General features: G+C 68.6%; 9 protein-coding genes and 1 pseudogene. All 10 read right to left on the bottom strand.

The genetic code is table 11. From position 1 onward, the window contains the following. Window positions 1–100: 100 nt before the first annotated feature. The 10 genes and pseudogenes from BTZ20_RS08280 to mtrA all read right to left on the bottom strand — a co-directional run bounded on the left by BTZ20_RS08280 (window position 101) and on the right by mtrA (window position 12,860). The gene (locus BTZ20_RS08280; RefSeq protein WP_077041033.1) at window positions 101–1,216 is read right to left on the bottom strand and encodes a ferredoxin reductase; all 1,116 of its coding nucleotides are present in this window, start codon (window positions 1,214–1,216) and stop codon (window positions 101–103) included. Window positions 1,217–1,290: 74 nt separating this feature from the next. Then, window positions 1,291–1,797 (bottom strand): DUF6912 family protein, encoded by a 507-nt coding sequence (locus BTZ20_RS08275; RefSeq protein ID WP_077041032.1) that lies wholly within the window; start codon window positions 1,795–1,797, stop codon window positions 1,291–1,293. A gap of 9 nt (window positions 1,798–1,806) precedes the next feature. Then, on the bottom strand, window positions 1,807–3,174 hold the full coding sequence (locus tag BTZ20_RS08270) for a WS/DGAT/MGAT family O-acyltransferase (protein ID WP_077041031.1): 1,368 nt from the start codon (window positions 3,172–3,174) through the stop codon (window positions 1,807–1,809). Further along, entirely contained in the window at window positions 3,168–3,590 is a 423-nt protein-coding gene (locus tag BTZ20_RS08265) for an HAD-IA family hydrolase (protein WP_077041030.1), read from the bottom strand. The genes BTZ20_RS08270 and BTZ20_RS08265 overlap by 7 nt, the downstream gene beginning before the upstream one ends. 675 nt (window positions 3,591–4,265) lie before the next feature. Next, window positions 4,266–7,058 (bottom strand): preprotein translocase subunit SecA, encoded by a 2,793-nt coding sequence (secA, locus tag BTZ20_RS08255; protein ID WP_077041029.1) that lies wholly within the window; start codon window positions 7,056–7,058, stop codon window positions 4,266–4,268. A 111-nt stretch (window positions 7,059–7,169) separates the two neighbouring features. Next, window positions 7,170–7,844 carry a ribosome hibernation-promoting factor, HPF/YfiA family gene (hpf, locus tag BTZ20_RS08250; RefSeq protein WP_077041028.1) on the bottom strand — a complete coding sequence of 225 codons (675 nt, stop codon included), beginning with the start codon at window positions 7,842–7,844 and terminating at the stop codon, window positions 7,170–7,172. Between the two features lie 171 nt (window positions 7,845–8,015). Continuing rightward, window positions 8,016–8,675 (bottom strand): ComF family protein, encoded by a 660-nt coding sequence (locus BTZ20_RS08245; RefSeq protein WP_077041027.1) that lies wholly within the window; start codon window positions 8,673–8,675, stop codon window positions 8,016–8,018. A gap of 30 nt (window positions 8,676–8,705) precedes the next feature. Further along, window positions 8,706–10,457: an MtrAB system accessory lipoprotein LpqB gene (lpqB, locus tag BTZ20_RS08240; protein WP_077041026.1), complete on the bottom strand. Its 1,752-nt coding sequence runs from the start codon at window positions 10,455–10,457 to the stop codon at window positions 8,706–8,708. Further along, window positions 10,454–12,187 carry an MtrAB system histidine kinase MtrB gene (gene mtrB / locus BTZ20_RS08235; protein WP_077041025.1) on the bottom strand — a complete coding sequence of 578 codons (1,734 nt, stop codon included), beginning with the start codon at window positions 12,185–12,187 and terminating at the stop codon, window positions 10,454–10,456. The genes lpqB and mtrB overlap by 4 nt, the downstream gene beginning before the upstream one ends. Further along, a pseudogene (gene mtrA, locus BTZ20_RS08230) lies at window positions 12,184–12,860 on the bottom strand (MtrAB system response regulator MtrA). Before mtrA ends, mtrB begins: the two are co-directional and overlap by 4 nt. Window positions 12,861–12,899 lie beyond the last annotated feature (39 nt).

Below are 12,899 nucleotides of genomic sequence, written 5' to 3'. Positions count from 1 at the left end.
GCCCTCCGATGGGGATAAGTAGATTGCCTGCGGAGGCCCCGCGGCGTATCCGATACCGACAACGATAGCCGACATCCGTGAACTCGAGATGACGAAAAACCTAGAGGTCAAAGGTGCAGTCACCAGCAGCCGAAGCGATGCAGGTCTGCACCCGCTCGCCCTCACCGTGTTCGCGCCCGGACCGCAGATCCCTGGTGTGACCGGCGACGAGCGGAACCACACAGGTCTGGCAGATTCCCATCCGGCACCCGAACGGCATCTGGACCCCGACCTTCTCTCCGGCCTCGAGCAGGGTGGTCGCACCGTCGATCTCGATGCTGCGGCCCGTCTTGGTGAAGGTCACCGTGCCGCCCTGCCCGGCGTCGTCCGCGCGCGAGATCGCGAACCTCTCGGTGTGCAGCCGGTCGGCGAGACCTTCCTCCTGCCAGACGCGTTCGATCTCGTCGAGCATCGGCGTCGGCCCGCACGCCCAGGTCTGCCGCTCACGCCAATCCGGGTACAGCGCGTCGAGGTCCGCCAGCCGGAACCGGCCACCGGTCCTGGTGTGCTGGACCTGGGAGACGAAATTGGGATGCGACTCGTGCAGCGCCGACAACTCCTCGCCGAACATCACGTCCTCGGCGGTCGGCGCGGAATGCACGTGCACCACGTCCGGCAGCTCGTCGCGGCGCACCATCGCGCGCAGCATCGCCATCACGGGGGTGATGCCGCTGCCCGCGGTGAGGAAGAGGATCTTCTCCGGCGGCGGCTCCGGGAGCGCGAAGTTGCCCTGCGGCGCGGCCAGCCGGATCACGGTTCCCGAGGGGACGCCGTTGATCAGGTGGCTCGACAGCTTGCCCTCCGGCATCGCCTTGACCGCGATCGAGATCCGCTTCTTCTCCCAGTTCGGCGGGGAGGTCAGCGAGTACGACCGCCAGTGGAAACGTCCGTCCACGAGCAGGCCGATGCCGATGTACTGGCCCGGCTGGTAGTCGAAGTCGAAGCCCCACCCGGGCTTGATCACGAGGGTTGCCGAGTCCGCGGTCTCCTTGCGGACCTCGATGACCTTGCCGCGCAGCTCGCGTGCCGACCACAGCGGGTTCGCCAGGTGCAGGAAGTCGTCCGGCAGCAGGGGCGTGGTCACCCGCGTCACCGCTCCGCGCAGCATGTTCAGCTTCGGCCGGCGGGGCGCCGAGATATCGGCAGCAGGCGCCTCGAGCCAGTTCCTCAAACCCATCAACAATCCATCCACTCGCGTAGGTTACGGAACCGTAGGTTACCTACACGCGTGCCCTGCTGTCACGCGGACCGTCACAACAGATCGAGTAAGAATGCGAGCTCCTGGGTGGCATACCAGGCCAACTCGTGATCCTCGGCGTCACCGAGCACGAACTCGGCGTCCGCATCACCCAGATCGGCCGCGTCGATCGCCTCGACCGCCTTGGCGATCGCCAGCTCCGCCTCCGCGAGATCGACATGGACCGACGCCACCTCGGCCAGGGTCACCGGCGCCGCCAAGCGGACAACGGCGTCGTCGAGATCGGGCCGCAGCTTCGCCTCGTCCACGTCCGCGGCGATCACCGCGCGGCGCTGGATGCTCGCGGCGCCCTCGTCGTCGTCCTCGGCGGCCAGCAGCCGCAGTGAGGCACGTGCCGCCTCCGTCATCGCGACCTCGGCCAGCTCGTCGTCGTCGCCGGAGGCGTACGCCTCGCGAAGCGCAGGGGTGACCGCGAACGCGGTGCGGCTCACCGGATCGAACTCCTGGTCCGCGACCAACCTCTGCAACATCGCGATGGTCGCCGGGATGTAGACCCTCATGCGTAATCCTTATGTAGTGGCATCCAACAGCTCCTCGAGCGACTCGTACAGAAGCGCCGTCACCACATCCACGTCGGACATCGCATCGCGGTCGGCATTCAAACCGTAGTAGACGTGGCCGTTATATGACGTCAGGCCCACACTGAGCGTCTGATTCTTCAGCAACGGCGACACCGGATACATCTCGAGGACCTTCGCACCGCCCAGGTACAGCGGGGACTGCGGGCCGGGCGCATTGGTGATCATCAGATTGAACACCCGTTGCGAGAGACCACTGGCCACCCGCAGGCCCATCGCGTGCAGGGTCGCGGGCGCGAGACCCGACATCCGGGCCAGCGGCAGCGCGGCCGACCTGTTCTGCTTCGTGTGCGCCTCGGTGGCGTGCGCGATGTGCGAGAGCCGCACCACCGGGTTCAGCTCCCCCACCGGCAGGTCGACAAGGAACGAGGACACCCCGCGCTCGGCGACACCGGAATCGACCGCCATCGGCACCAACGCACGCACCGTGGTGAACGCGGTGACCGGCTCACCACGGGACAGCAACCAGTTCCGCAGCGCCCCGGTCAGCACCGCCAGGATCGCGTCGTTGACCGTGCACGAGTACTTGTCGCGGACGGCCCGGTAGTCCGCCAGGGACGTCTTCGCGACCGCGAATCGCCGGTTCCGGGAGATCGGCGCGTTCAACGGGCTGGTGGGCGCCGTGTGCGCGGCCGTCCGGACCACAGCGGCGATGTTGCCTGCCACCTCGGCCGCCGTCCCGATCAGGTCGCCGACCGCCATCCGGAGAGTGGCCGCACCCTCGCTCGGGCGCGCGACCATCTCCGCGACGGCGTCGAGCACCAGCTCCGCCTCGCGCGGTTCGCGACGCGGCATCCACAGTTCCTCGATCGGCGGCGGCGGCGTCTTCGTCGGGTCGAGCAGCACCTGACCGATCTCGAGCGCATGCTCGCCGTCCACCAGCGAGGAGTGCGATTTGGTGAAGATCGCCACCCGGTTCTTCGACAGCCCCTCCACCAGGTACATCTCCCACAGCGGCCGGGACCGGTCCAGCGGTCGCGAGGTCAGCCGCGCCACCAGATCGTGCAACTGCTCGTCGGACCCCGGCTTCGGCAGCGCCGAACGCCGGACGTGATAGGTGATGTCGAAGTCCCTGTCGTCCACCCACACCGGACGGGCGAGACCGAACGCCACCTCCCGCACCCGCTGCCGGTATCGCGGCACCAGCGCGAGCCGGTTCTCGACGCGGGTCAGCAGGTCCTCGTAGTCGAGGCCCGACCGCGGCGGCTGCAGGATCGACAGCGAACCGAGATGCATCGGGGTGTTGCTCGCCTCGAGGAAATAGAACGACGCGTCGAGTGTGGTCAACCTGTTCACCATTGCACCGGCACCCCCTGCCCGAGATCGAAGAGTATCCGTAGTTCCGTTGCCGTGGTCTCCGGGTCCACGTGGTGTACCCCGACCATCCCCGACGCGGCGGCGCCGCGGACGTTGACCGCGAGATCGTCGACGAACACGCAGTCCACCGGCGCCAGTCCAAGACGATCCGCGGTCAGCCGGTAGATCCGAGGGTCGGGCTTGGCCAATCCGACGTCGCCGGAGAGCACCACCTCGTCGACAAGAACCCCGTCGCCGAGCCCGCGCAGGTCGGCGCCCGCCTGCCCGCCGGGATCGCTACTGAGGATGGCCGAGCGGACCCCGACCGCGCGCAGTGCCCCGATGATCGCGGTCAGTCCCGCGCGGTCCGAGCCCGGCCCGGCCAGCACGCCGCCGAAGTCCACCACCAACCCTTGCATCCGCCCACCCTATGGCTCCGGGAACATCCGCGCGCGATGAGGTTCGCGAGAACCCGCGCGCCGCTTCCTGATCCGTGCAATCCTTCAGTCCGTCCGGCCTCTCCTCGGACTCGGCACCGCTGCCCGGCGACTCGTCACGAGCCGCCCGTCGAGACAGGAGACGTCCCCCATGCGTGACACCCACAGGTTCTTGACCCATGCCCCGCGATGCGAACCGCCCATCGCGGGCCGGACGGAGTCTCGAGCCGGCGCACACCGCGCTCCGACCCGCTCGCCGCACAACGGTCGATCCCCCGTCAGCGGTCGCGGGAGGCCACCGGCCGAGGCCGTGGCGATCGACCCCGAGGCGCAACGGTTCGCCGAGCACGCCCTCCGGCTGACGCTCGAGGTACTCGACCGTCGGCGGCCCCCAGCACAGCTGCGGCCGCTGCTGGCGCCCGCGCTGGTCGGCCTCGTCGGCACGCTTGCCCAGCGCCCCTGCCCGCCCGCGGGCTCGGCGTCGCGTGCCTGGGCCGGGTGCACCTGCGACCGAGCGGTGCCGACTCCGCCGAGGTGTTCGGCAGCTACTCACGCGGGCAACGGATGTTCGCCGTCGCGGCCCGCCTCGAACGCACGCCAGCCGCCCTCGGTTGGGGCGGCTGGCGTATCACATCACTTCAGGTCGGCTGAGGCCGGTCACTTCTTGCGCTTGGACCGTCCGGCCTGTCGGCGCTCGCGCCGGGAACCCTCGCCCGCACCCGCGGCGGTCCGGCGGACCTGAGCGTTGCCGTCCTCGGCCGGACCCGAGTAGGTCAGCCTGGTCTCCTCCGACGCATCGAGTCCCTTGGCACGCAGCGCTGCAGGCGCGGCCGGGGCCGCGGGAGCCGGCTCCTCGGTCGGCAGCGCGGCGGGCGCCTGACGTGCCGCGGTGGCGGCGGCCGTCCAACCCGAATGCTCCGGTTCGGCCGCGGGTGCGGCCTCGACCTGCAGGTTGAACAGGAATCCGACCGACTCCTCCTTCAGCCCCTCCAGCATCGCGGTGAACATGTCGAAGCCCTCGCGCTGGTATTCGACCAGCGGGTCACGCTGGGCCATCGCCCGCAGGCCGATGCCCTCCTTGAGGTAGTCCATCTCGTAGAGGTGCTCACGCCACTTGCGGTCGAGAACCGACAGCAGCACGCGACGCTCGAGTTCACGCATCCCGTTCTCGCCTGCGATCTCGTCGATCTGTCGCTCGCGCGCGTCGTAGGCCGCCCGCACGTCCGCCAGCAGCGCATCGCGCAGTTCCTCACGAGTGAGATCGCCGCGCTCGCCGATCTCGGTCTCGCCGGTCAGCTCCTTGTGGTCGATGCCGACCGGGTACAGCGTCTTGAGCGCCGTCCACAGCTGCTCGAGGTCCCAGTCCTCCACGTAGCCCTCGGCGGTGGCACCGTCGACGTAGGCGGTGACCACGTCGGTGATCATGCCCTCGACCTGGCCCTCCATGTCCTCGCCCTCGAGGATCTGGCGACGCTCGGCATAGATGACCGTGCGCTGCTGGTTCATCACCTCGTCGTACTTCAGGACGTTCTTGCGGATCTCGAAGTTCTGCTGCTCGACCTGCGTCTGGGCGCTCTTGATGGCCTTCGAGACCATCTTCGCCTCGATCGGCACATCGTCGGGCAGGTTGAGGCGCGTCATGATCGACTCGAGTGCGGCGCCGTTGAACCGTCGCATCAACTCGTCGCCAAGCGACAGGTAGAAGCGGGACTCGCCCGGGTCGCCCTGGCGGCCGGACCGGCCTCGGAGCTGGTTGTCGATGCGGCGGGACTCGTGCCGCTCGGTGCCGAGCACGTAGAGCCCGCCTGCCGCGCGCACGTCCTCCGCGTCCGCCTTGACCTGGGCCTTGACCTCTTCGAGTGCGGGCTCCCACGCGGCCTCGTACTCATCGGGGGTCTCGACGGGGTCCAGCCCCTGCTTACGCAGGTGCAGATCGGCGAGGATGTCCGGGTTTCCGCCCAGCACGACGTCGGTGCCACGGCCGGCCATGTTGGTCGCGACCGTGACCGCGCCGGTGCGGCCGGCCTCGGCGACGATGGTCGCCTCCTGCTCGTGGAACTTCGCGTTGAGGACGTTGTGCGCGACGCCGCGCTTGGTGAACTGCTTCGACAGGTACTCGGAGCGCTCGACGCTGGTGGTGCCGATGAGGACGGGCTGACCCTGCTGGTGGCGCTCGACGACGTCGTCGACGACGGCGGCGAACTTCGCCTCCTCGGTCTTGTAGATCAGGTCGCCCTGGTCGACGCGGACCATCGGACGGTTCGTCGGGATCGGGATCACGCCGAGTCCGTAGGTCTGGTGCAGCTCGGCGGCCTCCGTCTCGGCCGTACCGGTCATGCCCGAGAGCTTGTCGTAGAGGCGGAAGTAGTTCTGCAGGGTGATCGTGGCGAGGGTCTGGTTCTCGGCCTTGATCTCGACCTTTTCCTTGGCCTCGATGGCCTGGTGCATGCCCTCGTTGTAGCGGCGGCCGACCAGAATGCGTCCTGTGAACTCGTCGACGATGATGACCTCGCCGTCACGGACGATGTAGTCCTTGTCCTTCTGGTAGAGCTCCTTGGCCTTGACCGCGTTGTTCAGGTAGCTGACCAGCGGCGAGTTCGCGGCCTCGTAGAGGTTGTCGATGCCGAGCTGATCCTCGACGAGTTCGACGCCCGCCTCGTGCACGCCGACAGTGCGCTTCTTGATGTCGACCTCGTAGTGCACATCGCGCTTGAGCAGCGGCGCGATGCGGGCGAACTCGCCGTACCACTTGCTGGAGGCGTCGGCCGGACCGGAGATGATCAGCGGCGTACGGGCCTCGTCGATGAGGATCGAGTCGACCTCGTCGACGATAGCGAAGTTGTGGCCGCGCTGCACCAGGTCGTCGAGGCTGTGCGTCATGTTGTCGCGCAGGTAGTCGAAGCCGAACTCGTTGTTGGTGCCGTATGTGATGTCGGCCGCATACGCCGCGCGCCGCTCGGCCGGGGTCATCCCCGACAGGATCACGCTGGTGTCGAGGCCGAGGAAGCGGTGCACACGGCCCATCCACTCGGAGTCGCGCTTGGCCAGGTAGTCGTTGACCGTGACCACGTGCACGCCGTCGCCCGCGATCGCGTTGAGGTAGGCCGGGAGCACACAGGTCAGGGTCTTGCCCTCACCGGTCTTCATCTCGGAGACGTTCCCGAAGTGCAGCGCCGCACCGCCCATGACCTGAACGGTGTAGTGCTTCTGGCCGAGCACCCGCCAGGAAGCCTCCCTTGCCACTGCGAACGCCTCGGGCAGCAGCTCGTCGAGGGTCTCCCCGCGGGCGTACCGCTCCCGGAACTCCGCCGTCTTCGCGTGGAGTTGGGCGTCGGACAGGGCTTCCACGTCGGGCGAGAGGGTGGATACGTGCTCGGCGATGTGCTTGAGCCGCTTGACCATGCGACCTTCACCAACACGGAGCAGCTTCGAAAGCGACAACGACGGCACGGGCTTAAACGTCCTCAATCCTCGGCGGGCAGGTGGTGTACACGGTGGAGCCGGTCGGGAGAGTTCTCTCCCAACCGGCTCCATGGTAGGCGTTAACTCAATCGACCGGGGTCAGGCCAGTCGGATCAGGCCATAGTCGAACGCGTGTCGCCGGTAGACGACAGAGGGCCGATCCGATTCCTTGTCGTGGAACAGGAAGAAGTCGTGGCCGACCAGTTCCATCTCGTACAGGGCGTCATCGACGCTCATCGGTGCTGCGGTGTGCACCTTGGTCCGCACGACCTGACCTGGGCCGTCGGGCGGCACGGTCTCGGATTCGAGTGACAGGTCGGGCGAAATCGCCAGGGAATCGTCCTCAGCGAGGGCCGCGGTCGCCTCGGCCACCGAGACCGGTGTCTTGTCGCCGTAGTGGACGCGGCGCCGATCCTTGGTGCGGCGCAGTCTGCTCTCCAGCTTGGTGGTGACGCCCTCGAATGCCGCGTAGAAACTGTCGGCGGTGGCCTCAGCCCTGGCGACGGGGCCCTTGCCCCTGGCGGTGATCTCGACGCGCTGGCAGCTCTTGGCCTGCCGTCGATTGCGCTCGTGATAGAGCTCCACGTCGAAGAGGTAGATCGTGGGATCGAAGCGCTCGAGGCGAGCCAGCTTCTCTGAGACATACACACGGAAGTGGTCGGGGACCTCGACATTGCGGCCCTTCACCACAATGTCGGCGCGCGGGCCGTCAGGCTGCCCGGCCGAGTCCGTCTCTTCTTCGAAAAAAACCGAGGCTTTTGAAGGGTTCGTCACGGTACCTCCAGGTTACGGCCGAGTCACCGCGGTGACAGTCGGCGGGTGATCTGCGCCGGGAGGGGACCGCCCGGCGCCAGGTTTGGGGTATCACCTCCCGCCCGTGTCGTCGGTTGTGTTGGCGACGCTAGTCCGAGTTGGACGCGAGTGCCAGCGTTCTCCCCGATTGATTCATGCGGCGCCGATCACAAGCACGGCATCGACCATGACACCGCTCCCGGCGAGGACCCGCACGGACTCCGAGGCCGTCGCCCCGGTCGTCAGAACGTCGTCGACGAGAACCACGCAAGCAGACCGGCCGGTTCGCGAACCCGGGGCCACCATGATCCGACCCGACACGTTCTCGACGCGCGCCCGCGCCGAGAGTCCGACCGAATCCTTAACTCCCCGAGCAAATTTCAGGATCGGCAACACCACAACCGGTTCGGGCGACAGCGCCGACCCCGCCGCGAGCGCCGCCCGGGTCACCGGGTCTCCCCCACGCACCCGCGCCGCCCTCGCCCGGGTCGGCGCAGGCACCAAGGTCAATCCGGCGAGTTCAGGCGGGTCGATCTCGCCGAGCTCTCGAAGCCGCCCAAGAGCACCGGCCAATGCGAGCCCGAGCGGCCGCGCCAGGTCCCGGCGTCCGCGCTCCTTGGCGGCGATCACCGCGCTCCGTCGCGGACCCGTGTACCGGCCCAGAGCCCAGGCCGGAACCCCCGGATCGAGCCGGGGGGCGAGCCGCACCGGCTCGCCCGACAGCTCCGCCCGGCAGCGGTCACACCAGTCGGTGCCCACCGCCCCACAGCCGCCGCACTCGCGGGGCAGGATCAGGTCGACAAGCGCGCGCATGCACCGCAGTGTGCACCCGCGCTACGACAGTCAGCCCGGCAGCACGGGGGTGGCCTTGACCCCGGTCAGTCCGGGCACCTCACGCCAGTATCGATCGGACGCCGGGTCGTTGTTGTTGAGCTGGAACACCCCGCGCGCGTCTCCGACGAACACCGTCGTCGGGGAGGCATCGACGGAGTCCACCGGCGACGTCAGGTTCCGGCTCGGCAGCGCGTCCATCCGGGAGCCGTCCTGCGACACCATGACCACCGGGATCTCGGACGCCGCCCGGACCACCACCACGGAGTCGCCACCACTCCAGTCCAGCGCCACCGCCGGGCTGCCGAGACCGACCGCGGCCGGCCGTGGATTCGTGAGCTGGTACTGACCGTCCGGACGCCGCTCCACTGTCGCCACGTACACCTTGCCGTCGACGATGATCGCCGCCCGCACGCCGTCTCGGGACAGCCGCAGTTCGGTGATGGAACCGCCAAGCCCCGCGATCGCGGCCGAGTCGACGGGCTGAACGGACATCTGGCCTGCCGGGTCCCGCTCGGCGCGGACCACCCTGGAACCGTCCACCACGGCCCAGATGGACGCGTTGTCGGGCGACCAGGTGGGCCTGGTGATGGAACCGCCCTGGAGCAGCGGCACCGCGTCACCGTCGATCGCGCCCGCCATCAGCGTCCGAACCGTCCCGGACGCCTGTCCTGCGGCCGACACGCCTGCGGCCCATTTGCCGTCGCGGGACAACGCGATCGACTCGAGGCTCGTCGCCGAGCCGAAGTAGCCGGGCCTCGGCAACACGCCGGTGTCGGTCACGCTGACCAACGCCCCGTCCCGCAGTGCGTTCAGCCCGACGATCCCGCTCATCGAGGCGGTCGGGTTGGTCGAGGCGACGTCGGCGGTGCTCCATCCCTGCGGGAACCGCTCGTCGAGCGGCTTGCCGTCCGCGAGCAACACGTACGGCCCGGAGATCTCGGCGGTGGCGAGGGTCCACACGACCTGAGCCGCCAGCAGCTCGCGCTGGTGCTGGTCGAGTCCCTGTGCGCCCTGGAAGTCGATGCGGACGCCGCCGAACCCGATGCCGACGCCCTCGGTCCTGCCATCTGCCTTGGTGACCGGCGCGCGCAGCGACAGGCCCGCCAGCTCGTTCTCGACCGCGTTCGCCAGCACCGCCTTGGGTCCGGTGATGAGCAGGTCCACCAGCCGCTCCGGGAGATTCTCCTGGCGGGCCGAGATCCAGCGCAGGTCGGGCACGACCATGTTCTCGCCGGGAGCGACGAAGTACAGGGCGTTGCGCTGATAGGTCTTGAGGAACTGCGGCCGGTCCATGATCACGCCGGGCGGGAGTTCGTCGATCCGCCACTGACCGTCGGTTCGGTGCAGGTGGACCTTGGCCTCGAAATTTCCCTCGGTCGCCTGATAGGAACCGCCTGGTTCGAGCTGACCGACCTTGTTCGCGCGGATGGTGAAGGTGGCGGTGTCGCCATTGCGCTGTTCCTCGAGCACATCCACCTTGTCGACGACCGTCGTGCTCGCGGCGTCGTCCCAGCGCTCCGCCGCGGCAGGGGTCAGGAACTGGCGCGCCGCGGCATGCCGGTTCACGGGGTCCGTGCTGGCCGCGAAGAAGTCCCGCAGCAGCAGATTCGGCTCGCGGCCGGGCATCGGCACCGGCACCTCCCCGGTGACCGGGCTGGGCGCGATGGTGCCGATCGCCTGCGGGGTGGACGAGTCGGGGAGGCTGGCGCAGCCTGCAAGCAGGAAAACCGACGCCAGCGCCGCGGCGATCCGTACCCTCATGGCCGCTCCCTGAGCATCGGCACGCTACTCGCCTCGTCCGGGTCGAGCGACTCGCTCCGCGTCTCGAGCCCGTCATCGGATCGGGCGGTCCCCGGAATCGGCTGTCCCTGGGCGTGTTTGCGGGTCGACGGCTTCAGCGGCAGTGGACTGCTGGTGATCTTGTGGCCGCGAACAAGGGGCAACGTCAACCGGAAGCATGCGCCCTCCCCCGGCTCGCCCCACGCCTCGAGTCGGCCGTCGTGCAGCCGCGCGTCCTCGAGGCTGATGGCCAGGCCGAGCCCGGTACCCCCTGAGCGGCGCACCCGGGACGGGTCCGAACGCCAGAACCTGTTGAACACCAGCTTCTCCTCGCCTGGGCGAAGTCCGATCCCCTGATCCCGCACGATGAACGCCGCCGCATCGGCATCGGCGCGCAGCCGCAGCAACACCGGCTTGCCTTCCCCGTGGTCGATCGCGTTGGCGAGCAGGTTCCGCAGGATGCGCTCGACCCGGCGGGGATCGACGGACGCGATCACCGGCTCGTCCGGCAAATCGAGGATCAGCTCGGTCGAGGACTCGCGGGCGAGATGGCGGATCGTCGACACCGCGGCCCGCGCGCTCATCCGCAGGTCCAGTTGTTCGTTGGACAATTCGGCGACGCCCGCGTCGTGGCGGCTGATCTCCAGCAGGTCGTTCAGCAGCGACTCGAACCGGTCAAGCTCGGCGACGAGCAGCTGGGAGGAACGGCGCATCGCCGGATCCAGGTCCGCACTGCCGTCGTGGATCAGCTCGGCGGCCATCCGCACGGTGGTCAGCGGGGTCCGCAGCTCGTGGCTCACGTCCGAGGTGAACCGCTTCTGCAGGTTGCCGAACTCCTCGAGCTGGGCGATCTGCTTGGACAGGCTCTCCGCCATGTCGTTGAAGGAGACGGCCAGCCTGGCCATGTCGTCCTCGCCGCGGACCGGCATCCGTTCCTTGAGCCTGCCGTCCGCGAAGCGCTCCGCGATCCGCGAGGCCGACCGGATCGGGAGAACCACCTGGCGGGCGACCAGCATCGAGATCGCGGCAAGCAGCACCAACAGCACCGCGCCGCCGATCAGCATGGTGCCGCGCATCAGCGACAGGCTCTTCTCCTCGGCCGCCAGCGGGAACACCAGGTACAGCTGCAGGCCGGCGACGTCGGACGACACCGGACTGCCGACGATCAGCGCCGGACCGGAGTAGCCCTCCGGATCCGAGACCGTCGCGAACTGGTAGCTGACCTGATCCCTCCTGACGAACTCACGGAGGTTGTCCGGGATCTGCTCGATCGGCCCACTGGACTCGGTTTGATGCGGTGGCACCGCCGGTGCCACCAGGACGGGGGTGAAGGTACCGGCCGCGCCCGAGGCCGCGCCCGCATCGCCCTCACGGTTCGTCAGCGCCGCGCGCGCCCCGTCGAGCTGGGTCTCGAGCGAGGTACCGTCGTCGGCTCCCGCCAACTCGGCCTGCACGGCGCCCCTGGCACGGTCCATCTCCTCGGTCGCGGCGGTGATCTTCGCCTCGAGCAGCCGATCGGTGATCCGGCTGGTCAGCACCACGCCGAGAATGGTGATGACCACCAGCGACAGCGTCAGGGTCGAGACCACGACCCGGAGCTGCAGTGAACGCCGCCACAGGTGCCCGAGCGAATGGCTCAGGTCCTTGCAGCGGCGCAGCAGCGGCGTGAACGTTCCGTTGATACGCCGCCGCGTACGAGAGAATCGGATCACGGCGGTCCGGCCTTGTAGCCGACCCCCTGACCGTGAGCACCACTTCGGGATTCTCAGGATCGGTTTCGACCTTGGCGCGCAGCCGCTGGACATGGACGTTGACCAGGCGGGTGTCGGCGGCGTGGCGATATCCCCACACCTGCTCGAGCAGGACCTCGCGGGTGAAGACCTGGCGGGGCTTGCGGGCCAGGGCGACGAGGAGGTCGAACTCGAGGGGCGTGAGGGCGATGAGCTGGCCCTCACGGGTGACCTTGTGGGCGGGCACGTCGATGACGATGTCCGCGATGCTGAGCAGCTCGGCGGGCTCGTCCTCGGTACGCCGCAACCGGGCCCGCACGCGGGCCACGAGCTCCTTCGGCTTGAAGGGCTTCATGATGTAGTCGTCGGCACCCGACTCGAGCCCGAGCACCACGTCGACGGTGTCCGTCTTGGCGGTCAGCATCACGATCGGGACCCCGGAATCGGCACGCAGCACCCGGCACACGTCGATGCCGTTCATCCCCGGCAGCATCAGGTCCAGGAGCACCAGGTCGGGGCGGATCTCTCGGACCGCGGTCAGCGCCTGCGTGCCGTCCCCGACGACGAAGGGCTCGAAGCCCTCCCCGCGGAGCACGATGGTGAGCATCTCGGCCAGAGCCGTGTCGTCATCGACAACCAGAATGCGTGGCTTCATATCCCTATCGTGTCATCTCGGGACGCCGGAACCCGTCGT

It is taken from the genome of Rhodococcus sp. MTM3W5.2 (assembly GCF_001984015.1).
In the GTDB taxonomy this organism is placed as follows: domain Bacteria; phylum Actinomycetota; class Actinomycetes; order Mycobacteriales; family Mycobacteriaceae; genus Rhodococcus_G; species Rhodococcus_G oryzae.
Note: the sequence above shows the minus strand (reverse complement) of the source record. Positions and strands in the feature narration are given on the sequence as shown.